The following is a 26,983-nucleotide window of genomic DNA, read 5'->3' on the forward strand; positions in this document are numbered from 1 at the left end:
CGTTTCTGAGGTAGGTTCCTACGGAGCGGCTCTCTTTGCGGCGCGGCGCAGCCATTATAAGATCACACATCACGCCAATCACGCAGCATCTGCCAAAAACAAAAAGCCCCACCGAAGCGGGGCTTTCCAATCCTATAGAGCTGCAGCTCAGTTCAGACGAGTTTTCACTTCGCCGACGGCCTGACCGAAAAGCTCGGACTGAACCTTGCCATCAGCCTGTTTGCCGATAACGGATTCAGCGGCTGCGATGGCGAGATCGACTGCAGCAGAGCGAACAGCCTTCATTGCGTCGGCTTCGGCCTGCTTGATCTTCTGCTCGGAAAGAGCCGTGCGATTGGCGACGAATTCTTCCGTTTTCTTCTTCGCTTCAGCGGTCAGCATTTCGGCTTCGCGCTCGGCAGCTGCCACGATGTGCGCGGCTTCAGCTTCGGCTTCCTTGCGCTTGCGCTGGTATTCGGCGAGCAGGTGCTGGGCTTCCTCGCGCAGACGCTTGGCTTCAGCCAGCTCGTTGCGGATCTGGTCGGCGCGATCGTCAAGCGACTTCGCCATCAAGCCCGGAACCTTCAGGTAAACAATCAGCGCCAGGAAGAGAACGAGGCCAACGAAGGCGAAGAAAGTTGCATCAAAAGCAAATTCCATCGATCAAGCCTCCTTCTTGACTGCTGCAACGGCAGCAGTGACATCAGACTGGGCAACCGAGCCGCCGATGAGCTGCTCGACAACAGCTGCTGCGGTTTCCTCGGCGATGGCACCGACATCAGCAAAGGCCTTTGTCTTCACGTCGGCGATACGGGCCTCGGCGGCCTTCAGCTTTTCGGTCAGGCTTGCCTCGACCGCGCGACGATCGCCCTCAGCCTTTACCTTGGCAGCATCGCGAGCGGCAGTGCCGATCGAGTTTGCCTTGGAACGGGCAGCGGCGAGTTCGCCTTCATAGGTTGCGACTGCGGCATCAGCTTCCGCCTTCAGGCGGCCGGCTTCTTCGACATCCTGCGAGATGCGGTTGTGACGCTGCTCGAGGATGGCACCGATGCGCGGTGCGATGACCTTTTGCATGAGCAGGTAGAAAATGACGAACGTGATCACCAGCCAGAGAAGCTGGGATGCATAGGTCGACGTATCGAAAGGCGGGAAAGGTCCGCGTGCGTGGCCGCCCTCGGCGACGCCAGTCTCGGTATGGACCTCGCCGGCAGCCGGAGCGGCATGCGCATCCGTCGCGGTTCCCGCCGGTGCCTCTTCAGCGTAGGCCGGGGTCACAAAGTACATGCTCACCTCCAGGTGTACTGCAAATGCAAAGGATCACGGCTCGCTGTTCGCAGGCCGTGATCCATCAATCCACCGATATTAGACGGCGAAGAGGAGGAGAAGAGCGACGAGCAGCGAGAAGATGCCCAGAGCTTCCGTAACGGCGAAGCCGAATACCAGACGGCCGAACTGGCTGTCAGCGGCAGACGGATTGCGCAGAGCGCCGGAGAGGTAGCTGCCGAAGATATTGCCGAGGCCGAGAGCCGTACCGGCCATACCAAAGCAAGCCAGACCTGCACCGATGAACTTTGCTGCTTCCGCGTCCATGTTGAACTCCTTTAAATGGTTGTTGCGGCGAATGACTGACGCCCTTTGACGTCGATGTCGTTATCCTTAGTGCCCGCCCGGATGGATCGCGTCATTGAGGTACATGCAAGTCAGCACCGCAAAGACGTAAGCCTGAAGGAAGGCGACGAGGAACTCGAGACCGGTCAGGGCGACGGTCATGATGAGAGGAAGTACGGCTCCGCCGACACCGACTGCACCGAGGGCTCCAAGCGAGGCGACAAAGCCTGCGAACACCTTCAATGTGATGTGACCAGCGAGCATGTTTGCGAAAAGACGAACAGAGAGCGAAATCGGGCGGGACAGGAAGGAAATGATTTCGATCGAGACGACCAGCGGCAACAAAATGCCCGGCACGCCCGATGGCACGAAAACATTGAAGAAGTGGAAGCCGTGCTTATAGAAGCCGTAGACGAGAACCGTGCCGATGACGAGGATCGCCAGCGCAAAGGTGACGATGATCTGGCTGGTAATCGTGAAGAAATACGGGAACATGCCGAGCAGGTTTGCCGTCAACACGAACATGAAGAGCGAGAAGACCAGCGGGAAGAACTTCATTCCCTTGGTGCCTGCGCCTTCCTTCAGCATGCCGGCGATGAACTCATAGGACATTTCGGCGAGCGACTGCGAACGGCCCGGAACAATGGCGCGATTCGTGGTCGAGAAATAAAGGAAGCCAGCAGCGACGGCAGCCGAAGCCACCATGAAGAGAGATGCGTTGGTGAACGAGAAATCAATCCCGCCGATCTCGATCGGCACAATCTTGAAGATCTGGAACTGATGAGTCGGATCGTTTGACACCGGTTGCTCTCTCTCTTTGGCCCGCCCGAGAGGCGGAAATTGCACTGGGCCAGACGGCCCTATTTATCAACGTTTTGGCGATCAAGGGGTTGGGAAACCTTCCCCGCAGCGCGCAAAACATTCAAAACGCCGGCACAGAATCCAAGAAGCAGAAGAACAATCAACCCCCAAGGCGTCGTGCCAACAAAATGGTCGAAGAGATAGCCGAGCACAGCACCGACAACGATGGCGGAAATGAATTCGCTGGAGAGTTTCATCGCCTGGGCATAACCTTTACGGCTCTGCTCGGCGCTCGCCTCTCTTGCCTCTTCTTTCCTGTCATCGACACGCTTGGAGGCGAGTTCCGCTCCCAGCTGCCGACGGCGCTGCTCAAGACTTTCTTCGCGGTCATCCGCCATCGTGCTCTCCTCCGCTCCCGTCGCCCGCAATCCCGCTACCCCGGTTTTCCGGACCACGGACGCAAAGGTTAAAGAACCTTCCGGCCCGTTCTGAAGTCGCGCGCAACATAGTTTTAGGGATTAGCATAGTCAAGGCGTAGAGAGCTTGTGTCCAGCCATAAAATAACCAAAAGAAATCAAAGTCTTAAACGGAATTTTGTCACTCTGAGCCGATTTCACCTAAAGAATCCGTCTTCGAACGGCGCCGGACGGCAAAAAATCGGCAATCAGCGGCCGTTTTGCCTCAACTCCAGCCACCGCCATAGGTGCGATAGAAGACATGCATGCCGATGCGGCCGACCTTTTCCATGGTTCTGGCCCAATTCGGACGGACGTAGACAGCATGATAGTGCGTGGCCGAACCGACCTGCGGCAGCCAGATCCTGCCGGCGGTTACGGCCATCGCCACATCGCGAGCGACGCGCCAGTGATACTGCGAATTCACGCGGTCCTTGATGCTGTCGCAGGCGAAGGAAAACTGGCAGCGGTTGCGCCAGTCTTCGTTCTGATAGACGACGCCGCAGATGGTCTTGGGATAGGCCGGGTTACGGACGCGGTTGAGGATGACCTGCGCGACAGCCGCCTGCCCTTTCACGGATTCACCGCGCGCCTCGAAATAGATGCCTGAAGCCAGGCATTGTTGCTCGCCGGCAGAAAAGACACCGGGCGGCAGGACGCTCGCGGCCCAGGCATGGTCCTTCGGGCCGATCTGCGGCACGAAACGGCCTTCATCCGTGTCGGTCAGGATCGAATCGAAGGGCGACTGGCGGGAATAATCCGGCGCTGCAGGCGCATAGGCCGTCGCCAGCACGTCCGCCTTGTTGCTGGTCACGAGGCTTGCCAGCATGGCCGGCATGGCATTGTCCTGCTGCGGAACCGGCTCCTTCTTATAGAAGGCCGTGGCGATTTCGATTTCCTTGCCCATGATCTTGGGCTTCACGAAAGCGGATTTGTCCTTGAGATCGAAGTCCGGGCGGAAGAGAAGCTTGGTGCGCTGAAGGATAGAGCCAGCCGAGAAATCCTTCGGCGGCTGCATCTTTTCCACTGCGACGACACGTCCCTTCTTGGCATTGCGATTGACACGATCCTCGTCCGGGGTCTCCTCATCGCCCTTCTTACCAGCAACGAAGGCAACCTTGCGGCCGTCGGGCAGCACCATGCCGGCACCGGCTGCGATCGAGCCGGTAGCAGCGGGATCAGCAAAGGCAAGTTCAGCCTGGTGGATTGAGCCAGCCGGCGAATTGGTCAGAACCATGCGCCAGCTTTCGCCGTCATTGTCGAGACCGGCGAGCATGGTGGCAAGATCGGCGTGAGAAGCAACGCTCGGGAAGATCAGCCATCCGGCCACGCCGAAAATCGCTGGAGAGACCCAGTTCTGGGGCAAGAGACGCAGCTTGCTGCGGGAGCGGCCATTTCGACGCAACGCGGACTCCAGGCATGGGACGCAGGAACAGTCCCAAGAAAATCTCGCATTAACCTTGATAGCTGGTTAACGAGCCATGCCGGAATATGCCCATGAGGATTTTCGCATGTTCTAATGCGGCTGATATTTTCGTGAGATGGACCACCTCACCCGGGTGCTTCCCATGCCGGTCACAGAAATCGGAGAGGGCAAGATGGCGCCCTCCCCTTCCGTCCCATCAAATAATGACGTGCGAACCCAATTCCACCACGCGGTTGGCCGGCAGGCGGAAGTAGTCGGAGGGGTTGGCGGCAGCGTTGGCGAGCGCGATGTAAAGGCGGTCCTGCCAGTATGGCATGCCGGACTTGGCATCGGGCACCAGCTTGCGGCGGCCGAGATAGAAGGACGTCGTCATAATGTCGAACTTCAGGCCCGTCTTGCGCAATGCCGCCAGCGCCTGCGAGACATTCTGCGATTCCATGAAGCCGAAGAGCAGTTCTACACGCGAGAAACGCTCGGAGATCTGCTCGACCTTGTAGCGCTCCTGCGGCGAGACACGCGGTTTGTTGACCGTGCGGATCGTCAGGATGACGTTGCGGTCATGGAGCACGTGATTGTGCTTGAGATTGTGCAGCAGTGCGGCGGGTGCGGAATCCGGATCGCTGGTCAGGAAGATCGCGGTGCCCGGAACATGGGCCGGCGAATGCTCGCTCTTGCGCTCGATGGAGCTGACGAAGGAGGCAAGCGGAATATCCGTATGACGGGTCTTTTCCGTCAGGATCGCCGTGCCGCGACGCCAGGTCCACATGATGACGGTGAAAGCGGTCGCAATCATGATCGGGATGTAGCCGCCATCATGGATCTTCAGGAGGTTGGCGCCCAAGAAGATCAGCTCGAGAATGACCAGCGGCAGCAGCGCGATGATGGCAACAGGAAGCGACCAGTTCCAACGGACGCGGACGAATTCGAAGGCCATGATTGAAGTGACGACCATCGCGCCGGTGACCGAGATGCCGTAGGCGGTCGCCAGAGAATCCGAGGTCTTGAAGCCGAGCACGAGGAAGATGACGCCGAAGAACAGCACCGCGTTGACCGAAGGCACGAAGATCTGCCCGGTATTGGTCTCAGACGTGAAGAGAATTTCCATGCGCGGCAGGAAGCCGAGGTTGATTCCCTGACGTACGAGCGAGAAGGCGCCGGTGATGACGGCCTGGCTGGCGATGATCGTCGCGCAGGTCGCGAGGATGACCACCGGCAGTAGCGCCCACTTCGGATACATGAGGTAGAAGGGATCGGACATCGTCATCGGATTGCCCAGAACAAGCGCGCCCTGCCCCAAATAGTTCAGCGTCAGCGACGGGAAGACCAGCGCGAACCATGCCCACTGGATCGGGCGGCGGCCGAAGTGGCCGAGATCTGCATAGAGGGCTTCCGCGCCGGTGACGGTCAGGAAGACGGCACCGAGAACGACGACGCCATAGAAACCCTCGTGCAGCAGGAAGCTGATTGCATAATAGGGGTTGAAGGCGGCGAGGATGCCGTAGTCATCGGAAATATGAGCGATACCGGCGGCGGCCATGACGAGGAACCAAAGCGCCGTGATGGGGCCGAAGAATCGCGCGACCGCCCCCGTGCCATGCGACTGCACGACGAAGAGCAGTGCCAGAATTGCTACCGATATGGGCACGATATATTCCGACAGCTGCGGCGTGACGAGCTTGATACCTTCGACTGCTGACAGAACCGAGAGCGCCGGGGTGATCATGGCGTCGCCAAGAAAGAGCGCCGCGCCCATGAGGCCGAGCAGCATCAAGAGCGCGGTGTGGCCATTGGCGGTTTTCATCAGCAGGGCGAGGAGCGACAGCGTGCCGCCTTCGCCGTCGTTGTCGGCGCGCAACAGGAAGAGCACGTACTTGATGGTGACGATGATGGTCAGCGCCCAGATCATCAGGGAAATGAGGCTGATCACCTCGAAACGGGTAAGACCATCATGAGCAACCGGCTTCAGCGCTTCGCGGAACGCGTAAAGCGGGCTCGTGCCGATATCCCCGTAAACGACACCTACGGAGCCTAGCGCGAGATAAAAGAGCTTGCGCGGCGTGAGGTTGCGTTCTTGAGAATGGCTTTCTTCAGACATGAAGCAATTACAGGCTCCTCAGAGCCAGCCTTTCCAGCGGAAAAAGAAGAAGGGAATGACGGCGGAGATCACCATAAGGCCCAGCGAGTAGGGATAACCCGCGGTCAGGTGCAACTCCGGCATGAACTCGAAATTCATGCCATAAATGGAGGCGACCAGCGTCGGCGGCAAGAACACGACAGAAGCGATCGAAAAAATCTTGATGATGGCGTTCTGCTCAATGTTGATGAGGCCGAGCGAGGCGTCGAGCAGGAAGGTGATGTTGCCGGCGACGAAGGAAGCATGTTCCGAAAGGGACTGGATATCGCGCGAAACGGTGCGGCAGAGTTCCTTGGTCTCCTGGTCGTGCTGCACGGCAGGGATGGTGTAGAAGAAGGTGAGAAGGCGCGAGAGCGAACCGAGACTGTCGCGCAGCTTGCTGATCATCCGGTGATGGCCGGCAATGTCCTTCAGTTTCTCTTCGAGGTAGTTCGAGGGCTTGCGCACCTTCTTGGCCCGGTCGCCGAAGACGTGGACCGACAGGATATCCAGCCGGGAAATCGAGACTTCCAGGACTTCTGCCGTACGGTCGACAATCGTTTCCAGCAGCTTGGCAAGAAGGGCAGCGCCGCTGCGCCATTGCTCGGGTATGCGATGCAGGGCGGCGATGAAGAGCGCGAAGGATTTCGGATGGGCGTAACGGATGGTCACCAGCTTGCCGCCCGCGAGAATGAAGGCCACATCCGTCAGGGTCGGGGCTTCCGTTTCCGCTTTCCATATCAGCGAAGCGGTCATGTAGACGGCATTATTTTCGACGTAGAGGCGTGCCGACGGCTCGATTGCCCTGAGATCGTCCCGGGTCGGCACTTCGATGCCAAGGATCTTTTCGACATGGAGTTCCTCCTCGCGAGTCGGCTCGATCATGTCGATCCATACCACATCCGCCGGAAACTCCGGAGGGTTCGCCAGATCACGAAGCTCGACCGACTTGCAGTTGGAACAGTATGCGGTAATCACAGTCCGCATCTCCGGCGCCATATAGGCGCGAGCAGGGATACGCCCGGGGCGCTGGTCATCGACCGTAACGGAAGCGGATAAAGAAAGTTCATACAACTCCGGCCATATCCGGCCTTTCCGGCCGGGTTGCTCCACCGCATCGCAGTCACCAATCCTTCGATCGACAAGTCAACTCTGAACATGCAGAGAGGCCGGAACCTTCATCGACAGGCGGCCACCATAGAGCATTCGCAGACGCGCCATCATGACGCCGGCGGCATATGAAGCAAAGCCTGAAAATAATCAAGACATCTTACGTGAACGGCGCCTATTCATCTCATTTCGCCCACAATTTGAGGTGACCGGCTTGTGATTCGCACTATTCGAAGATGATCGCAGGTGCGGCGCGCAGCGGTTTTTCGCCGACCTGTTCCCAGACCTTAGCGGCGATAGCACGGTAGATTCCGGCCACGATGCCGTTCGGATCGGAGGCAACGAGCGGCGTTCCGGCATCCGAAGTCTCACGGATGTTCATCGTCAGCGGCACTTCGCCGAGGAAAGGCACGCCGATGCGCTCGGCTTCCTTGCGTGCACCGCCGTGGCCGAAGATATCGTAGCGCGTGCCGGTATCTGGTGCGACGAAATAGCTCATGTTCTCGACGATGCCTAGAACCGGCACTTCGACCTTGCGGAACATATTGAGGCCCTTGCGGGCATCGATCAGCGCCAGATCCTGCGGCGTGGAGACAATCACGGCGCCGGCGAGCGGCACCTGCTGGGCCATGGTGAGCTGGGCATCGCCGGTGCCGGGCGGCATGTCGACGACGAGAACGTCAAGCTCACCCCAGGCGACTTCTCGCAGCATCTGCAGCAGCGCCGACTGAACCATCGGCCCGCGCCAGATCATCGCGGTTTCCTCATCGACGAGGAAGCCCATGGACATGACCTTGAGGCCGTAATTTTCCATCGGATTGATGATGCGGCCATCGATCTGCGTCGGGCGGCCGGATATCTTCAGGAGGCGCGGCATGGAAGGGCCGTAGATATCGGCATCGAGGATGCCGACGCGCAAACCATTCGCAAGGAGGCCGAGTGCCAGATTGACTGCAGTTGTCGACTTGCCGACGCCGCCCTTGCCCGATGCGACGGCGATAATGGAGCCGATGCCGGGAACGCCGATCTTGGCCGTGCGCGGCGGCTGTTGCTGGGGGGCATGGGAGTGGCCGTGATGGCTATGGTCAGCCTGCGGTGCGGGGCGCGCTGCAGGTGCATTTGCGGCGGCCTTCTTGTCTGCCGTCAGCGCCACAAGCGCACCTTTCACACCCGGCATTTCCTTGATGACACGCTCGGCGGCGAGCCGTAGCGACTCCAGCTCCTTGGCGCGTTCGGCCGGCACGGTGATGGAGAAATAGACCTTGCCGTCGGAAATGAAGACGTCGGAGATCATGCCGAGTTCGACAATATTGTGCTCCAGATCCGGCCCGCGCACGGTCTTCAGCGTTTCCAGAACCTGTTCCTTGGTGACCTCGGTCATACCGCCCTCACTGCTTTTCCTTGTCAGTAAATAGTGGAGGCCGGCAGCTTCGCCAAACAAAATCGAGTGGCAGGCACATCTCATATTTAAGGAAAGGCAACGGGTTCTCTCTCCGTTGCGGCCACCAAGTCCGCCGGGCTTTCGCCCTGATGGCCGCAACGGCTCCCCGAGAACCGGCGCAATTCGGGGCGAAGTAGAGCAAGCGGAAAAAAACGCCAGAAAAAATCGAAAGAAATCGTCCGGTTTCGGAACAGCGGCTAAAGGCGGTTGCCTAAACGCAACAACCGCCGCCAACATCGTAGAGCCGGGAGAAAAGCGGCAACGACATCAGACGGCGGCGTGTCGGTCGCACCATTGAACTGGCGCTGTTAAAGTCCCCTCTGGACCTCTGCAGGTAATGATGCACGAAGCATGCCAACTGCGGAATCCGGTGATAAAGATGATAATTGTCAGTCCAGGACCGCCTGCAAAGGGAATGGCGCTCACATATTGAGCACGATGGCAGTGAATGATGTTATTTTAGGCCGGCATGCCTACTAATCCGGAGCCACTAATGGGGCTACTTGATAAGGCCGATGCGCAGCGCCTTGGCGACCGCCTGGGTGCGGTTGACCGTATCAAGCTTCTTGGTGGCGCGGTTCAGATAGTGATTGACCGTGTGTTCCGAGAGTTCGAGGATTTCGGCTATCTCGGCGCTGGTCTTTCCCGCTGCGGTCCAGTTGAGGCAATCGATCTCGCGGTCGGTCAGTGTATCGGTCATGCGCGTATCGAGATTGCGGATCTCGGCGAGCCGATCGAAGACGTGGATGGCGATGTAGCTGAGTTCGCGCATCTCGGCAGGCGTATAAGGTTCGCGATCGCCGGCGAAGGAGACCGCGCCGCGCGCGCCAGACGGTTCGTGGGTCGGAAAATAGGCGCAGCGCATCATCTTGAAGCGTTCGAAAAGGGTTGCCACGAGGCCTGACTTACCGTCGTCGCGCGGCCAGTTGGCCCGTGCCGTGTCGTGGAAGAAAGGTAAGGTCGAGGTGCGCAGCCGTCGCAAGACCGGACTGTTCATCATCAGTCCCTCCTGATCATAGATGGACAGCAGTTCGGCCGGCCAGCTCGTGATGATCGTATTGCCCTGGAGGTCGAAGGAGGTGATCGGGGGCAGGTTCAGAACCATGAAGGCCCGGCCGCGATAGGCCTCCGTCACCCGCTTCATGAAGCGGAAGATGTCGAACTGCGTCTTTAGACTGGCGACCTCCTGGATATAGGCGTCTTCCACCGAAGTTTGCGGTAAGCTTGCCATCAGATTTTTTCGCCTTCGAACCGGGCTTTGGGTAAACCGCTGGCAGCCTGTTTGGGAGGTCAAGTACAGGGTGGGTTACACAACGCCCGTCAGATCAATGGGATCAGCCTCGGCGCGTAGCGCGTTCGGCCGGTGATTTGTCGATGATTTCGCGGACGACCCCAGTTGGCGTGATTCGCCGTCAAATCTCAATAACGCACTCATCATAAGCATGCTATGTATACGACGTCCAGCAATTGCCCGGGGTCAAATCGGTTTCAACGCCTCGGCCCGAGGCGGATGCGCATTTCGTCCATGATTTTCCGTGCTGTCACCTGAACCGGAACGGCCCATTCGTGAAGAAGTTCCATCGACAGGCGGTAAGCGGGACCGGTGACAGAAACCCCGCCGATGAAGGAGTCGTCGTCCGACCAGATGGGAGCGGCGACACAGCAGATACCCGCCTCATGCTCCTCCCGGTCGAAAGCATGACCGGCGGAGGCGATTTCGCCGATCTCTACCAACAGGGTTTCAGCGTTCACATGCGTCGCCGGAGTGAAGCGGGTGAAGCGCAGGCTCGGAAGCAATTCGCGGAGTTTGTCTGATGGCAGAATTGAAAGGGCAGCTTTGCCGACACCGGTGCAATAGCAGGGCGAAGCATTGCCGATCTGTGAATACATGCGCACCGGCTGGTGCCCTTCGACCTTGTCGAGGTAGATGATGGAGGAGCCGCGCAGCACGCCGAGATGGACGGTCTCACCGGTCCTTCGATGGAGGGCGGCGAGATGCGGCGCGGCAATCAGGCGGAATTCGTTGCGCGCCCAGCTTCGTGAGGCAAAGTCGAGCAACCGCAGGCCGGGCGCATAACGCCCCTCGGCATCGAGCTCGAGAAGTCCCTCCTCCACGAGATGACCGAGCTGGCGGTGCAGTGTGCCGCGCGGCTGGTTGGCAAGCGCGAGGATATCGGTGAAGCGCAAGGGAGCATCGGCATGGGTGACGAGATCGAGCAGCACCATCAGCTTGCCGAGCGTGCCGGTGTCACGCGGCGTGCCGGTGTTGCACAACACGCTTTCGTCATCTGCCTGCGCCATGCTGTCGCCGCTTGATATCATCGCCTTACCCGCCCTTGACAGGAACGGCAGCCTAATCGGATAATTCCATATAGTCAAATTAAGTTCCAAATAATGGAATTCACAGCATGCCGGGAGGAGAAACGGTGAGCGCTATGTCTGCACAATTCCCCGAATTCAAGGACCGCACGGTGCTGGTGAGCGGCGGCGGTTCCGGCATCGGTGCTGCCCTCGTCGAGGGTTTCGCAAGGCAGGGCGCGAAGGTTTCCTTCCTCGACATCGCCGAGGCTGAAAGCCGGGAACTGGCTGGGCGGCTTTCCCGCGAGAATGCGCATCCGGTCCGCTTCTACCACACGGACCTGCGCGATATCGACGCCATCAGGCGCACGGTGAACGCGGTTATCGAAAAGTCCGGGCCGATCCGCGTGCTTGTCAACAATGCAGCCTGGGACGACAGGCACGAATTCGACGATGTGACCGAGGACTATTGGGACAATAACCAGGCAATCAACCTGCGCCATGTCTTCTTCACCTCGCAGGCAGTTGCGCCTTCGATGCGGGCGGCCGGCGGCGGGGCGATCATCAACATGTCGTCCATCGCCTTCAAATTGAACATGGGCGTTTTCCCAGCCTATGCTGCGGCCAAAGCCGCAGTGGTCGGCCTGACAAAGAGCATGGCCGGAAAGCTCGGCGCTGACGGTATCCGCGTCAACTGCATCCTGCCCGGCATGGTGGTGACCGAGCGGCAGATGAAGCTGTGGCTGACGGAGGAGAGCATTGCCCGTTCCGTGCAGGGGCAGTGTCTGAAAATCGTATTGAAGGCGGACGCGATCGTCGGTCCCGCCTTGTTTCTTGCATCCGACTGCGCAGCCGCCATGACCGCGCAGTCCCTAATCGTCGATGGAGGCGTTCTCTGATGGCAAATCCCGCTTATATTGCGGTGGACTGGGGCACCAGCAGCTTCCGGCTCTGGCTTATCGGTGCGGACAGCAGCATTCTTGCCGAGCGCCGCAGCGGCGAAGGCATGACGACCGCCGCCAAGACCGGCTTTTCCCTAGTTCTCGCTGGACATCTCACAGCCGTCGGAGCGCCCGCGGACCTGCCGGTCATCGTCTGCGGCATGGCGGGCGCCCGGCAGGGCTGGGTCGAGGCTGGTTATATCGATGTGCCCGCCTCCCTCTCCTCGATTCTATCAGGCGCAGTGTCCGTGCCGGGCGAAAACCGCGATGTGCGCATCCTGCCCGGTCTTGCCCAGCGCGATGCGGCGGCGCCCGATGTCATGCGCGGCGAGGAAACGCAGCTTCTCGGTGCGCTAGGGCCTGACAGCAAGGGTGCACAAGCCGTCTGCATGCCCGGCACCCATTCCAAGTGGGTCCATGTTGACGACGGTACGGTCACCGGCTTCTCCAGCTTCATGACCGGCGAGCTTTTCGACGCCATCACCAAGCATACGATCCTCATGCATGCCGTGGCCGGCGCCGAGGACCAGCCGGCCGATGCCGCAGCCTTCGACGCAGCAGTCGCGGCCGCCTTCAAGCGGCCCGCGCTCGTATCGAACCTGATTTTCACCGCGCGCTCAGGCCAGCTTCTGCACGGTATTTCGGCCGCGGCCGCACAGGCTAAACTCTCGGGCACCCTGATTGGCCTCGAAATTGCCGGCGCGCTGCAGGATGCCGGCAAGGATACGGCCATCACGCTCGTTGCGTCCGGACGCCTGCAGGCGCTTTACGAGCAGGCCTTCCGCACGCTCTCCCTTTCCTTCACCGCCGTCGATGCCGATGCCGCCGTTCGCGGTGGGCTTTCGGCCGCTGCCCGGGCCATCTGGCCGAACTGAGAAAGACATCTCCCATGAACCGTATCCCCTTCCCCGATATGAAGCGCCCGTTGATTGCCATTCTGCGCGGCATAAAGCCCGAAGAAACCGAGACCGTGGTCGGTGCGCTGATCGAAAACGGCCTGACGGCGATCGAAATCCCGCTCAACTCTCCGCAACCCTTCAAGTCTATCGAGATTGCTGCCAAGATGGCACCTGATAACGTGCTGATCGGTGCCGGCACCGTGCTCACGACAGAGGCCGTCGACAGCCTGCATGCGGCAGGCGGCAAACTGCTGGTGACCCCGAATGTCGAACCCGACGTGATCATCCGCGCACGCGACTACGGCATGGTGACAATGCCTGGCGTCTTTACGCCGACGGAAGCGCTGCAGGCCGCCCGCGCGGGTGCAACCGGCCTCAAGTTCTTCCCTGCCAGCGTTCTCGGCCCTTCCGGCATCACCGCAATCCGCGCCATCCTGCCTCCGGAACTGGTAATTGCGGCGGTCGGCGGCGTATCGGACAAAAACTTCTCCGATTATACCAAAGCCGGCATTCTCGCCTTCGGCCTCGGCACCAGCATTTACAAGCCCGGAATGACTAATGCAGAGGTTGCCGAGCGCGCCAAGGCAACCATCTTAGCCTATGACGCGGCCATAGGAGCATAGGCATATGACTGATATTTATGAATTCGAGGGCAAAACACTTTGCAATACCAATTCGGTTCTCGGTGAGGGGCCGACTTACGATCCCGTTTCCAACTCCGTCTGGTGGTTCAACATTCTCGGCAAGGAGCTTCACGAACTCAATCTTTCGACGGACGAGAAGAAGGTGCATTCGCTGCCCGTCATGGCAAGCGTGCTTGCGCGGATCGATCCTGAGCGCCAGCTACTGGCGACCGAAGAGGGGCTTTTCGTGCGAGATATCGCCAGCGGCAAGCTGACTTTCTATGCAGCGCTCGAAAATGACAGGCCGGAAAACCGCTCCAACGACGGCCGCACGCATCCCTCCGGAGCGTTGTGGATCAGCACGATGAGCAAGCGCGCCGAGCAACAGGCGGGCGCGATCTACCACGTCGCCGCCGGCAGGGTGACGAAGATCTTCGGTGGCATCAGCATTCCGAACTCTATCTGCTTTTCGCCTGACGGTACGACCGGCTATTTTACCGATACCCGCCTCAGCCGTCTGATGCGCGTCATGGTCGATCCGCAGACCGGCCTCCCCGCCGGCGAACCGATCGTGATGGTCGATAGCATGGACGAACCCGGCGGGCTCGACGGTTCGGTCTGCGATGCCGATGGCTACATCTGGAATGCCCGCTGGGGCGCTGGCGTCGTCGACCGCTACAGCCCGGATGGCCTGCGTATCGCCCGCTACAAAGTGCCAGCCGCCCAGCCTTCCTGCCCGGCCTTCATCGGCGCCAATGCCGACCGGCTGGTGGTGACGACAGCCTGGGAGGGGCTTGACGAGGATGCCCGATCCGCCCAGCCGAGCGCCGGCGCGCTGCTCGAACTCGGCATCACAGTGAAGGGCGTTTTCGATCCTGCCTACGTTATCTAAAGGGAAAGGCCTCGAATTCAGAAGGCGCTCTATTGCGGGGCGCCTTTGCTTTTTCGGGCTGTTTTCCGCTCAAGGTTCCGCGAAAATCGTAAAATTTTCCGTGTCTTCGCCCGGAACCAATAGGCACACCGGTCATTTCATTCGTGAACCGGCGTGGCAGAAATGCCTAAAAAACAGGCGCTGCCGGGCTTGGATCACTCATGAAACAAAGGTAGGTTCGATATGACACGCAAACTTCTGACGACCGTTGCCGCTGGCGCCCTGTTTGCCACGGCCTTCGCACCGGCGGCATTTTCACAGACGGCTCCGGAGCCAGCAAACCCCGCTGCTCCGACGCAGTCTGCGCCCGCCGACCCGGCATCGCCGGCGCCGGCCGAGCCGGTGAAGCCTATGGCTCCGGCAGGTGATGCCGCGCAGGCTCCGGCGCCCGCTCCGAGCACCGATACAGCTCAGGCAGGTGGTGACAGCTACCTGACCCAGCAGGCCCCAGACCAGATCAGCGCCAATACCTATATCGGCCAGTCGGTCTATAACGGCAACAATGAGAGCATCGGTGACGTCAACGACCTGATCCTCAAGAAGGATGGCGGTATCGTAGCAGCGATCATCGGTGTCGGCGGCTTCCTTGGCATCGGCGAAAAGAACGTCGCTGTGCCGATGGAAAAAGTAACTGCCGCCCAGAATACGCAGGACGGTTCCGTCAAGTTGACGACCACGGAAACCGCAGAATCGCTGAAGGCGGCACCGGAGTTCAAGACATTGCAGATGCAGTCGGCTGAAAAGGCTCCGGCAGCGACCGGCACGGCGATGCCGACGGACAGTACGTCCACCGGCTCGACCACCAACAAGTAATTCCGCGGAGAGTAGAGCGTAGGCGATGGCGTCCCATGGGGCGCCATCGTTTTTTTGCGCATGGCCTATGCGCTGGCGCGTTCCGTAGCACTCGTGTCGTAGTAATAATTCTCGTGCAGGAAGCGCAGCGTGGCGATGCCATCGGCCGGCCGGCCGAAATGATAGCCCTGTCCCATGCCGCAACCGAGCATGCGCAGTTTGACCGCTTCCGAATAATCCTCGATGCCCTCAGCCACGACCTCGAGGTCGAGACCTTCGCACATGGTAAGGATCGCCTTGATAATGTGTTCGGAGGCGCGGTCGGAATTGATGCGGGAGACAAAGGCACGGTCGATCTTGATCTTGTCGAAGATGAAATCGCGCAAGCGCCCGAGGCTCGACTGGCCGGTGCCGAAATCGTCCAGCGAGATGCGCACGCCGGCAGCTCTCAGATCGGCAATGATTCGGTGCGCCGTGTCGGCCGAACTCATGACAGCCGTTTCGGTGATTTCCAGCTCGAGACGATGCGGGTCGAAACCGACACGGCCGAGGATCGACAAAATGCTGCTGCTCGTGCCCGGATCCATAAGCTGGGCGGAAGACAGATTGAAGGACAGGAAGAGTTCACGCGGCCAGGAGAGTGCCGCTTCCGCAGCCTTGCGCAGCAGCGCTTCCGACAGGGCATCGATGAAGCCACGCTCTTCGGCGAGCGGCACGAAGACGCCGGGGGAGACGAAGCCGAGATCGGGATCGTTCCAGCGGGCCAATGCCTCGAAGCCCACCACCTGATTATTGGCAAGCGAGACGATCGGCTGGAAATGCACGTCGATGACATCGGAGATGATGGCGTTTCTGAGTGCCTGTTCGAGCTGGGTCGCCCGTTTCATCTCTTGGGCGATCTCGCGCGAATAGACGGTAATCTGCCCGCGGCCGCGACGCTTGGAACGGTAGAGCGCGGTTTCGGCGCTCTTCAGCAGCTCTTCGTAGTCCTCGCCGGCAAAGGGATAGATCGCAAAACCGAAGGAAGCAGAAAGGCGGACGTTGCGGTCGCCGAGATCGTAGGGAGCCGACAGGACCTCACGGATCATCTGGCCGAATTTCTCGGCACTGGCGCGCTCGAAGATCAGCGGCAGGACAAAGGCGAACTCGTCGCCGTCGTGACGCGTCACGATAGCGCCATCCGGGATGCAGGCCTTCAGGCGATGGGCGACCTGGCACAGGATTTCATCGCCGGCGGTGGAGCCGAAGAGATCGTTGATCGGCTTGAAACTGTCGAGATTGGCAATGCCGATGGTAAAGGGTGCAGGATCGCTGGCGCGCTCGGCAGAAATCTGCATCACCTTGTCCCGCATGCGATGCCGGTTTCCCAATCCGGTCAGCGGATCAGTATAGGCCATCGCCTGGAGCTCGTTCTGACTTACCGTCACGAATGGTATTTCTGCCGACACCATCACTCCAAACCCAAGGTTTTCCTCCGCACCCTGGTGAAGAATGACCGGCAAATCTTAACAATTCGATAGTAAATCGGCTGCGATACAACCCGAAGCATTCCCAAAATCTGGGGAGTTGACCGATATTTTGTTTAGTTTCGGGCCTTGATCGGCTCATCCATCAGGTACTTCTGAAATACCGTTTCAAGGATGTCCGGGCTGACTGGCTTCATGATGACGTCATCCATACCGGCATTGGCGCATTCCGCACGATCACGCTCGAAGGCTTGTGTCAGCACGCCGATAATCGGCGTCCGCGTGCCCTGCCCCGCTTCCATCTGGCGAATAAGGCGCGAGGCTTCAAAGCCGTTGAAGACCGGAAGCGAAATATCCATCAGCACGATCTGCGGCCTGTGTTCGGCCCAGAGGCGAACGACCTCTTCGCCCGTTGCCGCGATCCGATGGCGGTAGCCGAGACCTTCGAGGATTTGCGTGAAGACGATCTGGTTGATGTCGTTGTCCTCGGCGACGAGAACCTGGAGGCCGACGTTTTCTTCAGTCGTGGTGATTTCCCAGTCGCCTTCAGCGCCGCCGCCGCGTCCGTTGCGGTTGAAGTGGCGGGCGATCTGGAAGGTCAGCTCGTTGGCGATCTGGAAGCCATCCATGACAAGGGCGGGAATGCCGTATTGTTCTGCGAGTTCCAGACAGCGCATGCCCATCTGGTTATCGATGATCAGAAGATCGAGCGAGATGCCGGAGGAGCTCGCAATCTCGAGGAAACGTTCCTCCTCGTCCTCGCCGCGGACGGAGCAGGATTCGAAGCCGTATTTGGCGAGCGTGCGTAGCGCGGCCGTCTCGGCGGCGAAATCCGAGGTGACGACGAGGATCTTTCGGCCAGAGAAGTTTTCCGGAACGATTGCCTCCATCGCCGCCGGCTCGCGGCGCTGCGATGCGTTCGGCGCCGGAACATAGGCGCGCCGGTAGGTCTGGTTGCTGGAGGTGGTGATTTCCGAGGCCTGATTGAATTCGTCGAGATCGTCGCCGTCGCGCGGCAGATCCTGCATGGTCGAGACAAGAAAGTAACGTCCCGGCTTGCCGATCCTGTGCTTGCGGCTGACGATGTCGCGCTCGGTGCCGTCACGGGCGATCTGGCGCTGGCGGGCGACCGACATTTCGCCGGTTTCCAGCACATGGCGGTCACTCTCCTCGAAGCGCTTGGCGATGTCAGGCGAAAAGAGCTCGCCGCTCTTGCGGCCGAGAACTTCATCCGCCGTCGTCTGGTACTTCTCGCAGAAAGCCTTGTTGACGGCGACGTAAGTGAGATTGCGATCCTTGACGAAGAGCGGGAACGGCAGATGGTCGAGGATATCCTCGGTGAGTTGCACGCGCTCCAGATCGTAGCGCCACTGTTCCTCGCGCTTACGCGCTTCGGAAATATCGGAGATGATGGTCACGCCGTAGCCGTTCGGCAGCCGGCGCTTCAAAAAGCGCACCCAGCGATCGGTGCCGTGGCGCTCGACGGATTCGAAACGTTCGCGCCAATGGGAGGCGATGCGCTGCGACAGCCAGTCCTCGCGGCCGAGCGAACCCGCCTGGCGCACGAGGGTCTGCTCGCGGATGCCGGTATCATAGACCGCACCCAGGAAATCACGAAGCCGGGCGCCCGGCCGCAGCACATCTTCGGGGACCGGAAAGAATTCCATGACCTGGCGGCTGGCGAAGATCAGAAGATCGTTGCGGTCATAGATGACGAATGCAGCAGAAAGACTATCGCATGCCGCGTCGAAAAGCACCGTCTGAAGATCGGCCTCAGGCGGCAGCGCGTCACTCGCAGATGATGTGTCCGCCTTTTCGAAGCCGGCACTCATTCTTTCACATCCCACATCTGTCCGATTTTCGCAGTTTCGGAGGCATATGAATAAAATGCCGTTTTTGTCTTAAAGGCCGCTTAACAGTAGTGACCCCCAAATTTGGGGGAGAAGCTTGCAGTACTTGGCTCCCGCCTGATGAAAGCCCTTTCCTCCCGGCCGCGAATCCCCGAAAATAGGCGCATGGCCATTAGACAGCTCTCCGAAACGCTCATCAACCAGATCGCCGCCGGCGAGGTCATCGAACGGCCGGCGAGTGCTGCGAAAGAGCTGATCGAAAACGCACTGGACGCGGGCGCGACGCGCATCGAGATCGCAACCGCCGGCGGCGGCAAGGCGCTCTTGCGCGTAACAGACAACGGTGCCGGAATGGACGCTGCCGATCTGGAACTTGCCGTGAGACGGCACTGCACCTCGAAGATATCGGATACGCTCGACGATATCCGTACGCTCGGCTTCCGCGGCGAAGCATTGCCGTCGATCGGTTCGGTGGCGCGGCTCAGCATCGCAAGCCGCAGGCGTGATAGCGCTGCAGGTACCGAAATTTCGGTTGCCGGCGGCAGGATCGTGCATCTGCGCCCGGCAGCCGCCAATCCGGGAACGATAGTCGAAGTGCGCGACCTGTTCTTCGCCACACCCGCTCGACTGAAATTCCTGAAAACGGAGAAGGCGGAAGCGGCCGCAATCACCGAGATCGTCAAGCGCATGGCGATCGCCTTTCCGGGCGTGCGCTTCGTGCTGTCAGGCCCCGACCGTTCGACGCTGGAATTTCCGGCAACCGGCGAGGATCATCTGGCGCGCATGGCGCAGATACTCGGCAAGGACTTCCGCGACAATGCCATCGCCATCGACGCCGAACGTGAGGATGTACAGCTGACCGGCTTTGCCGGCGTGCCGACCTTCAATCGGGGCAATTCGGCCCATCAATATGCTTTCGTCAACGGCCGCCCCGTACAGGACAAGCTCATCCTCTCGGCGATCCGCGGCGCCTATGCCGAAACGATCCCGTCCGGCCGCTATGCGGTCGCGGTGCTGTCGATCACGCTCGATCCGGCGCTGGTGGACGTCAACGTGCATCCAGCGAAATCCGATGTCCGGTTCCGCGATCCGGGGCTGGTACGCGGGCTGATCGTCGGCGCTATCCGCGAGGCACTGGCGCGTGACGGCAGCCGCGCGGCAACGACTGGTGCAAGCGACATGCTGCGCGCCTTCCGCCCCGGATTCCAGGCGGCACCACAGCGGCCGCAGGCGCCATGGTCTGCGGCAACCTCCCCTTCCCGGCCATATCAGCCGACAGCCGGTTTCGGTGAAAGGCCGCAAGCCTCCTTCGACGGGCTCGTCCATCCGACAGCGCGTTCGGAGCCGGTTTTCGAACCCGCACCGCAAGCGCAGACAGCCGCCGCCGAACCGGTGGCGCGCTATCCGCTCGGTGCGGCAAGGGCACAGATCCATGAGAACTATATCATTGCCCAGACAGATAACGGCATCGTCATCGTCGATCAGCACGCGGCCCATGAACGGCTGGTGTTCGAGGCCATGCGCAAGGCGCTGCATTCCAAGCGACTGGCTTCACAGGTCCTGCTGATCCCTGAAATCGTCGACATTCCCGAGGAGGATTGCGACCGGCTAATGGTGCATGCGGCGGAGTTTGCCGAACTCGGCTTGGCGATCGAACGCTTCGGACCGGGCGCCATTGCCGTGCGCGAGACGCCGGCTATGCTCGGCGAAGTCGACACGCAGGGATTGATCCGGCAGCTTGCCGACGAGATCGCCGAATGGGACACGGCATCCGGCCTCTCCGCCAAGCTCGAATATGTTGCGGCAACCATGGCCTGCCATGGCTCGGTGCGATCGGGACGGCGGCTGCGGCCGGAAGAAATGAATGCGCTCTTGCGTCAGATGGAAGTGACGCCGGGCTCCGGCCAGTGCAATCATGGACGCCCGACCTATATCGAACTCAAGCTTGCCGATATCGAGCGGCTGTTCGGCCGGAGCTGAAAAAGCTGGCAAAATCGCCTCTCGCGGAGTATGGCAGACAGATGACAGGCCGCAGGGAATGGAGCGAATGAACTTGTTCGAAGGACACGGAAACCGCGAGGCGAAGATCCGGTATCTCGACGGCGATTTCCAGATTCTGTCACCTGGCTCCTATGTCGTCTGCGCACTCACCAGCAAACAGATCCCGCTCGACGAGCTTCGCTACTGGAGCGTGGCGCGGCAGGAGCCCTATGCCGACGTCGCCTCGGCCCTCGAAGCCGACCGTCGCGCCGGCGTTCTGCCGACCCAGCGGTAGAGCATTTCCGCTTTTCTACGAAGCACGTGAATGCGCTAACTTCTTGTTTTCACGGAATTCCGGACGCAAAACCGCTGCACAATTCTGCTGGAATTGCTCTAGGCTTTCGCCTTCGCTTCCTTGAGCCGCCGCTCGCGGCAGGCTTCGAACGCACGGTCGATGATGAGACCGGGGGCACGAGGATCCATAAAGGCCATCTCCACCTCCACGACGTGGCAGCGGGCCGCAAGCTGTTCCGCCTTTCCGTGATGGCCGGCCAACCGCACGAAGTCCTTCGAGGTCGTGACGATCGCCAGGTTCTGCTGGTCCGCAGTGTTCAGAAGACCGTCGATCTCTTCTTCGCTCAGGTGCTCATGATCGCCGAAGGAGGTCGCGACCTCGATGCTCGCGCCAAGTGAACGCACAGTGCGGAAGAACTTTTCGGGATCGGCGATGCCGGCAAAGGCGAGCACCTTGAGCCCGGCAAGATGGTTTTCGCCTGGCACCTTCAGCGCCGCGGTGAAATAGGGTTTTGCCGCGCGGGCCGCGATACGGACAATGCGGTCGGCCGCGTTGCCATCGCCGACCTTCAGGAGTGCGGTTGCCTGGCGCAGTTGTAGGCGCACCGGAGCACGCACCGGTCCGCTTGGCACGATATAGCCATTGCCAAGGCCACGCGTCGCATCGATCACCAGAAGTGCATAGTCGATCGTGAGGCGTGCGCTCTGGAAGCCGTCATCCATGATGATGAAATCGGCGCCTTCTTCGACGAGCCTGAGAGCACCGTCGACCCGACGGCGGGAGATTACCGTCAGTGCTTCCTGCGCCAGCAGCAGCGGTTCGTCGCCGACGGCGACAGCGCGGTGATGCGCGGGATCGACGACAACAGTCATATCGAGCGAACCGCCATGGCCGCGACTCAGGAAACCGGGCTTCAGGCCCTTGGCTTTGGCGGCACGGGCAATGGCGATCGCCGTCGGCGTCTTGCCGGCACCGCCGACGGTGAAATTACCGACGCAGACGACGGGGATTGGAACCGAGGCGCGGCGCGCATGAACCATACGGTAGCCTGCCACGCGGCCATAGAGGAAAGAAAGGGGCGTTAGGACCCAGGCCTGCCAACCTGCCCGCCTCCACCAGAAAGGCGGCGCTTCGGATATCATAATGCCGTCCCGTTCCCCTTGCCCTCACCCCTCATGGCGAGGTTTCCCAAAATCGACCGGGCGGATTGAGAAGCTAAAAATCATGAAAATGCAAGTCTTTGCGCGTCACGCCGGCTGAAGATCGGGCAGCAGAGCCTCGATGTGGGTGATGTCGTCGAAGACGTGATCGGCCGCGCTGGATAGAGATTCACGCGAGCCGGTGCCTGTCAGAACCGCAATCGTCAGGCCCACTTTCGCATTCCTGCCCATATGGAGATCGTGATTGTTGTCGCCGACCATCGCGACCTCTTCTGGCGACAGGCCGGTCGCGGCACAGAAGCCAAGCACCATGCCGGGCTCCGGCTTGCTGCCGAAGCCGCTGTCGTAACCGGCGATGTAATCGACATATCCGGAAATGGCGAAGCGTTGCGCCGTCTGGCGGATCGAGCGCTCGTTGTCGCTCGAGGCGATGCCGAGTTTGAAACCGCGCTTGTGAAGACGCCCGAAGAAGGCTGCGAGATCGGTGACCGGCACGGAGAATTCGGCAGCATTGGCAAAGAGGTTGTCGAGCTTGATCGTCAGCTCGATGAGCTCGACCTTCGAGCCGGCGGCGATGAGACCTTCGGCGATCTGGCGGGTATTGCCGGCGGCAAGCAGGCTGTCGGGAACGATATGCCCCGTCACGGGATCCATGCCGCATGCGGCAAGCAGGTGATCGGCGAGAGCGGCGTCACCCTCGGCGGCGATACGAGCCAGTTCCCGGTTCACCGGCAGCCAGCTTTCATCATAATCGAGGAGCGTACCATCCTTGTCGAAGAGGATGCCCTTGATCTTCACCTCTGCAGACATGACAGTTCCTCAGGCCTGCGCCGCGGCCTTGGGCAGCAGGCGCGCCTTCACCGTCAGCGGATTGATATAGGGCTCCAACCCCTTCAGGGTGGCCGTCAGTGCGCCGCGCATTTCATGCACCGTCGCGATGCCAGCCTGGATCATATTGCCCCGCGCCTCGTCATTGGTCAGCAGGTAATGCACGCCCTTTGCCAGCATTTCGGTATCGCGCACCATGCGGGCGCTGCCGCTGCGGGCAAGCTTCTGATAGGCCTCGCGGAAGTTCTGTACGTTGCCGCCGGACAAGATGGCGCAACCGAGCATGGCCGGCTCCAGCGGATTCTGACCGCCTTCGGCGAAAAGCGAGCGGCCGACGAAGGCGACCTCCGTCAGGCGAAGATAGAGGCCCATCTCCCCGATCGTATCGCCGAGGAAGATATCGATATCGGGGGAAAGTACATCGTCGCGCGTGCGGCGGGCGACCTTCAGCCCCTGCTTGACGAGCGCGGCCTCGATCTCGTCGCCGCGCTCGGGATGACGCGGCACGATGATCGTTAGCTGCTTGTCACGATCGCGCAAAGCGCGGTGCACGATGCCGGCGGCATTCTCCTCGCCGTCGAAGGTGGAGATCGCCGCCCATGTCTTGCGGTCGCCGATCTGCTTCCTGTAGCGGGCAAAGACTGCGCTGTCATAGGGCGGCGCGTCCGTATCGACCTTCAGATTGCCCGACGTGATGACCGGCACGGCGCCAAGATCGCGGAAAYGCTCGGCATCCATATCCGACTGGGCGATGACGAGCGCGAGATTTTCGAAGAGCGCTTCTGCAATCGACGGACGACGGCGCCAACGGGCGAAGGACCGGTCCGACATGCGGGCATTGACTAGGATCTGCGGAATGCGGCGACGGCCGAGTTCCAGCACGGTCGCGGGCCAGATTTCAGACTCGGCGATAATGGCGCAGTCCGGCTGCCAATAGTCGAGGAAACGGCCGACCGAGGGCTTCAGGTCGAGCGGGACGTATTGATGGATCGCGTCGTTGCCGAGACGTTCGGCGGCAAGCTTTGCCGAGGTGATGGTGCCTGTCGTCAGGATGACATTGATGTCGCGGCGTCGAATTTCGCGGATCAGGGGAATGACAGCATTGGTTTCGCCGACGCTTGCCGCGTGGAACCAGACGAGCGGGCCTTGCGGGCGGTTGGCGCTCGCATAGCCGAAGCGTTCCAGCCGGCGGGCGCGGTCTTCCTTGCCCTTGGCCGTACGGTAGGTGATGTAGAGGCCGACGACCGGCGACGCCACAGTTCCCGCCAGACGGTACGCGTTCAGACCGATCCGCGCCATCCGGGAGCTCATTCGGCAGACCTCCGATCCATGCAGATCGACATCAATCCAATTCCCCAATTATCGTTGCGGCCGCAATGACCGATCAATTTGTTCAGAATGCGTCGATCAAGGGCAAGGAACCGATGCGCAAAGGCCTCCGCTGTGGACAGCGGAGGGCCACCAGCGGTTTGCTGCGCGGGTCACTTGCTCCCGGTCGTATCCTGCGGATCGAGCAGACGATGCATGTGGACGATGAAATAGCGCATATGCGCATTGTCAACTGTCTGTTGCGCCTTGCCCTTCCAGGCCGTCAGTGCCGTAGCGTAGTCGGGAAAAATACCGACAATATCGAGATCCTTGAGATCCCGAAACTGGATACCTTCGAGGCTTTCGAGTTCGCCACCGAATACGAGGTGCAGGAGCTGCTTTTTACCGCCGGAGTCCGTCATTTTTATTCTCTTTTCTGCCTATTCTCCTCCGGCCCTCATCTGAGGGATTTTGACGGAAACGTCAACCGTCTCTTAGCTGAGTGAACAAGTCCAGATATTCCCGGAGACGCGGAACGGGCGAGGCACAGAGCGCCTCGTGGCTGACTTTCGCCCTATTATACGTTGCCGGGTGACCCGAAAGGTCGACGAGGCCGCCACCGGCACGTTCCAGAATAAGATCGGCGGCCGCAATATCCCAGTCATGGGCACTCCGCCCGACAAACGTCGCATCGAGACGCCCATCGGCCACCATGGCGATGCGGTAGGCGAGCGAGGGAATGTGTTTGACACGCTCGCTGCGTTCGCGAACTGCCGTCGGCAGAACCTTGAACAACTCCTCGCTGACGGCAAGCTGGCTGATATCGCCTTCGCTTCGGCTGGACACGGAGATCGGCTCACCGTTTTTCAGCGCCTGGCCACCTTCCGTCGCCTCGTAGAGTTCGTCCAGCGCCGGCGCAAAAAGCACGCCTGCCACGGGACGGCCGTGATGGACGATGCCGACGCTCACGCACCAGAGATCCTTGCCGGCCAGGAAAGCCCTGGTGCCATCGATCGGATCGACGATGAACAGCGTCTCATGCTGCAGACGGCCGGCATCGTCGTCGGTCTCCTCGGACAGCCAGCCATAGTCCGGCCGCGCCCTGCGCAGGATGGTTTCGAGCTTTTCGTTGGCGGCGAAATCGGCGGCACTGACGGGCGAGCGGTCCTCGTTTTTCCACCAGACTTCCGGCGACTGATTGAAGAAGCCGAGTGCGACGGCGCCCGCCTGTTTCGCGGCATCGGCGATCAGTGCGAGATCGCTTTGCCAGCGGAACTGTTCCACATCGCTCATCGCATCGATCCGTTCGTCAGCGACCGGCAAGCGTCATGCCTTCAATCGCGAAGGTCGGAGCCGCCACACCGAACTTACGGTCGATGTCGTTGGCGAGCGTCAGCCGCATGAACATGTCCTTGAGGTTCGAAGCGATCGTCACCTCCGATACTGCGAAGGTGAGTTCACCGTTTTCGATCCAGAAGCCGGTCGCACCGCGGCTATATTCGCCGGTTATCATGTTGACGCCCTGGCCGATCAGCTCGGTCACGTAGAAACCGTTGCCAACGCTGCGGATCAACTCTTCCGGCGAGATGTCTCCGGGCTCCAATGCCAGATTGGTGGAGGCGGGCGTAACGGAGGTGCCGCCGCGCACGCCGCGGCCGTTGGTTTCGAAACCGCCGATCTCATTTGCGGTGGAGGTGGACAGGAACCAGTGCTTGAGCACGCCGTCCTCGATCATCACGAGCCGCTCGCCGGAAACGCCTTCGCCGTCGAAGGGGCGGGAGGACGGCCCACGCACGATCAGCGGATCGTCTGAAATCGACAGGCCGGCTTTCAGCACCTGCTGGCCCATCTTGTCGCGCAGGAAGCTCGTCTTGCGGGCGACGGATGCGCCGTTGATGGCGCCGGCGATATGACCGACGAAACCACGGGCAATGCGAGGATCGAAGATGACGGTAATACCCTTGCCGGTCGGCACCTGCCGGGGATTGACGCGCTTGATGGCGCGTTCGCCGGCCCGGCGGCCGATTTCGGCGGGATCATCCAGTTCGGAATAATAGAGGCGGCTGTCGAAATCGTAGTCGCGCTCCATGCCGGTGCCTTCACCGGCGATCACGCTGACGGAGTTGCCGAAGCGCGACGCCATATAGCTGCCTTCGAAGCCATGCGAAGTGGCGAGCACAAGACCGCCCATACCGGCCGAAGCGCCCGCACCGGACGAGTTGGTGATCCCTTTTACGGCAAGAGCTGCGGCTTCGGCAGCAAGAGCTGCCTCCCGCAACTGATCGGCGCCGACCTCGGTCGTGTCGAGAAGCTGCAGATCGGGATAGGTTCTGGCAAGCCGGTTCTCATCGGCGAGGCAGGCGAACGGATCTTCCGGCGACACCTTGGCCATGGCGACGGCGCGTTCGGCCAGCGCCTGCAGGTCGAAGCCCGGATTGGCGGAAACGCTTGCCACCCGCTTGCCGATGAAGACACGCAGCGAGAAGTCGTCGCTTTCGGAGGACTCCGTCCCTTCGACCTTGCCTAAGCGAACGCTGACCGATTGGGCGCGCGAGCGGACGACGACTGCGTCGGCAGCATCGGCACCTGCCTTTTTCGCCAGATCGATCAGTTGACTTGCACGGGAAAGAAGTGTCGAGGAATCGATTTCAGAGGACATGATTTGGCCTTTCCTTCCAG

Annotated in this window: 26 protein-coding genes; 7 read left to right on the forward strand and 19 right to left on the reverse strand. The window is 60.5% G+C overall.

The window, feature by feature from the left end; all coding sequences use genetic code 11:
- Positions 1-147: 147 nt before the first annotated feature.
- The 11 genes from AC1DUP_RS33060 to AC1DUP_RS33110 all read right to left on the reverse strand — a co-directional run bounded on the left by AC1DUP_RS33060 (position 148) and on the right by AC1DUP_RS33110 (position 11,234).
- A complete protein-coding gene (locus AC1DUP_RS33060) occupies positions 148-639 on the reverse strand; it encodes a F0F1 ATP synthase subunit B (RefSeq protein WP_113308192.1) in 492 nt (163 codons plus the stop codon).
- Positions 640-642: 3 nt separating this feature from the next.
- Positions 643-1,263: a F0F1 ATP synthase subunit B gene (locus AC1DUP_RS33065; RefSeq protein ID WP_113308191.1), complete on the reverse strand. Its 621-nt coding sequence runs from the start codon at positions 1,261-1,263 to the stop codon at positions 643-645.
- 78 nt (positions 1,264-1,341) lie between these two features.
- Complete coding sequence (locus tag AC1DUP_RS33070) at positions 1,342-1,569, reverse strand: F0F1 ATP synthase subunit C (protein ID WP_015338972.1); 228 nt, start codon at positions 1,567-1,569, stop codon at positions 1,342-1,344.
- Between the two features lie 66 nt (positions 1,570-1,635).
- Positions 1,636-2,388, reverse strand: coding sequence for a F0F1 ATP synthase subunit A (locus tag AC1DUP_RS33075; protein ID WP_113295156.1), 753 nt, complete (start codon positions 2,386-2,388; stop codon positions 1,636-1,638).
- Positions 2,389-2,447: 59 nt separating this feature from the next.
- Positions 2,448-2,786 (reverse strand): AtpZ/AtpI family protein, encoded by a 339-nt coding sequence (locus AC1DUP_RS33080; RefSeq protein WP_115035633.1) that lies wholly within the window; start codon positions 2,784-2,786, stop codon positions 2,448-2,450.
- Positions 2,787-3,069: 283 nt separating this feature from the next.
- Entirely contained in the window at positions 3,070-4,248 is a 1,179-nt protein-coding gene (locus tag AC1DUP_RS33085) for a cell wall hydrolase (protein ID WP_477836825.1), read from the reverse strand.
- Positions 4,249-4,465: 217 nt separating this feature from the next.
- A complete protein-coding gene (locus AC1DUP_RS33090; protein ID WP_113295153.1) occupies positions 4,466-6,364 on the reverse strand; it encodes a potassium transporter Kup in 1,899 nt (632 codons plus the stop codon).
- 18 nt (positions 6,365-6,382) lie between these two features.
- Positions 6,383-7,360 carry a magnesium transporter CorA family protein gene (locus AC1DUP_RS33095; protein WP_113295179.1) on the reverse strand — a complete coding sequence of 326 codons (978 nt, stop codon included), beginning with the start codon at positions 7,358-7,360 and terminating at the stop codon, positions 6,383-6,385.
- Between the two features lie 358 nt (positions 7,361-7,718).
- Complete coding sequence (locus AC1DUP_RS33100; protein ID WP_477836826.1) at positions 7,719-8,873, reverse strand: Mrp/NBP35 family ATP-binding protein; 1,155 nt, start codon at positions 8,871-8,873, stop codon at positions 7,719-7,721.
- 559 nt (positions 8,874-9,432) lie between these two features.
- Positions 9,433-10,164 carry a LuxR family transcriptional regulator gene (locus AC1DUP_RS33105; RefSeq protein ID WP_477836827.1) on the reverse strand — a complete coding sequence of 244 codons (732 nt, stop codon included), beginning with the start codon at positions 10,162-10,164 and terminating at the stop codon, positions 9,433-9,435.
- 257 nt (positions 10,165-10,421) lie between these two features.
- On the reverse strand, positions 10,422-11,234 hold the full coding sequence (locus tag AC1DUP_RS33110; protein ID WP_477836828.1) for an IclR family transcriptional regulator: 813 nt from the start codon (positions 11,232-11,234) through the stop codon (positions 10,422-10,424).
- Positions 11,235-11,368: 134 nt separating this feature from the next.
- Here AC1DUP_RS33110 and AC1DUP_RS33115 point away from each other — a divergent pair, with 134 nt between their 5' ends.
- The 5 genes from AC1DUP_RS33115 (at position 11,369) to AC1DUP_RS33135 (ending at position 15,438) form a co-directional block, all read left to right on the forward strand.
- A complete protein-coding gene (locus AC1DUP_RS33115; RefSeq protein ID WP_477836829.1) occupies positions 11,369-12,130 on the forward strand; it encodes an SDR family NAD(P)-dependent oxidoreductase in 762 nt (253 codons plus the stop codon).
- Entirely contained in the window at positions 12,130-13,047 is a 918-nt protein-coding gene (locus AC1DUP_RS33120) for a 2-dehydro-3-deoxygalactonokinase (protein ID WP_477836830.1), read from the forward strand. The genes AC1DUP_RS33115 and AC1DUP_RS33120 overlap by 1 nt, the downstream gene beginning before the upstream one ends.
- A gap of 14 nt (positions 13,048-13,061) precedes the next feature.
- Complete coding sequence (locus tag AC1DUP_RS33125) at positions 13,062-13,694, forward strand: 2-dehydro-3-deoxy-6-phosphogalactonate aldolase (RefSeq protein WP_113510367.1); 633 nt, start codon at positions 13,062-13,064, stop codon at positions 13,692-13,694.
- Between the two features lie 4 nt (positions 13,695-13,698).
- Positions 13,699-14,586 carry an SMP-30/gluconolactonase/LRE family protein gene (locus AC1DUP_RS33130; RefSeq protein WP_477836831.1) on the forward strand — a complete coding sequence of 296 codons (888 nt, stop codon included), beginning with the start codon at positions 13,699-13,701 and terminating at the stop codon, positions 14,584-14,586.
- A gap of 222 nt (positions 14,587-14,808) precedes the next feature.
- Complete coding sequence (locus tag AC1DUP_RS33135; protein WP_477836832.1) at positions 14,809-15,438, forward strand: PRC-barrel domain-containing protein; 630 nt, start codon at positions 14,809-14,811, stop codon at positions 15,436-15,438.
- 65 nt (positions 15,439-15,503) lie between these two features.
- Here AC1DUP_RS33135 and AC1DUP_RS33140 read toward each other — a convergent pair whose 3' ends face one another.
- Positions 15,504-16,871 carry a putative bifunctional diguanylate cyclase/phosphodiesterase gene (locus tag AC1DUP_RS33140; RefSeq protein WP_477836853.1) on the reverse strand — a complete coding sequence of 456 codons (1,368 nt, stop codon included), beginning with the start codon at positions 16,869-16,871 and terminating at the stop codon, positions 15,504-15,506.
- Positions 16,872-16,999: 128 nt separating this feature from the next.
- A complete protein-coding gene (locus AC1DUP_RS33145; RefSeq protein WP_113308183.1) occupies positions 17,000-18,715 on the reverse strand; it encodes a response regulator in 1,716 nt (571 codons plus the stop codon).
- Positions 18,716-18,898: 183 nt separating this feature from the next.
- On the opposite strand from AC1DUP_RS33145, the gene mutL reads away from it, so the two are divergent.
- Together mutL and AC1DUP_RS33155 are read left to right on the forward strand one after the other, a co-directional pair.
- On the forward strand, positions 18,899-20,713 hold the full coding sequence (mutL, locus tag AC1DUP_RS33150; RefSeq protein ID WP_477836833.1) for a DNA mismatch repair endonuclease MutL: 1,815 nt from the start codon (positions 18,899-18,901) through the stop codon (positions 20,711-20,713).
- Positions 20,714-20,780: 67 nt separating this feature from the next.
- Positions 20,781-21,008, forward strand: coding sequence for a DUF2093 domain-containing protein (locus AC1DUP_RS33155; protein WP_113308182.1), 228 nt, complete (start codon positions 20,781-20,783; stop codon positions 21,006-21,008).
- 98 nt (positions 21,009-21,106) lie between these two features.
- Here AC1DUP_RS33155 and lpxK read toward each other — a convergent pair whose 3' ends face one another.
- The 6 genes from lpxK to AC1DUP_RS33185 form a co-directional block, all read right to left on the reverse strand.
- Entirely contained in the window at positions 21,107-22,150 is a 1,044-nt protein-coding gene (lpxK, locus tag AC1DUP_RS33160) for a tetraacyldisaccharide 4'-kinase (RefSeq protein WP_477836834.1), read from the reverse strand.
- 105 nt (positions 22,151-22,255) lie between these two features.
- On the reverse strand, positions 22,256-22,978 hold the full coding sequence (locus AC1DUP_RS33165) for an HAD family hydrolase (RefSeq protein WP_477836835.1): 723 nt from the start codon (positions 22,976-22,978) through the stop codon (positions 22,256-22,258).
- A 9-nt stretch (positions 22,979-22,987) separates the two neighbouring features.
- Entirely contained in the window at positions 22,988-24,307 is a 1,320-nt protein-coding gene (gene waaA, locus AC1DUP_RS33170) for a lipid IV(A) 3-deoxy-D-manno-octulosonic acid transferase (protein ID WP_477836836.1), read from the reverse strand.
- Positions 24,308-24,477: 170 nt separating this feature from the next.
- Complete coding sequence (locus tag AC1DUP_RS33175; protein WP_113295138.1) at positions 24,478-24,726, reverse strand: DUF4170 domain-containing protein; 249 nt, start codon at positions 24,724-24,726, stop codon at positions 24,478-24,480.
- A 61-nt stretch (positions 24,727-24,787) separates the two neighbouring features.
- A complete protein-coding gene (locus AC1DUP_RS33180) occupies positions 24,788-25,597 on the reverse strand; it encodes a 3'(2'),5'-bisphosphate nucleotidase CysQ (RefSeq protein ID WP_115036585.1) in 810 nt (269 codons plus the stop codon).
- Positions 25,598-25,613: 16 nt separating this feature from the next.
- Positions 25,614-26,963, reverse strand: a complete 1,350-nt coding sequence (locus AC1DUP_RS33185; RefSeq protein WP_113308181.1) for a TldD/PmbA family protein — start codon at positions 26,961-26,963, stop codon at positions 25,614-25,616.
- Positions 26,964-26,983: the final 20 nt, after the last annotated feature.

The organism is Rhizobium sp. 01L419, assembly GCF_056400025.1.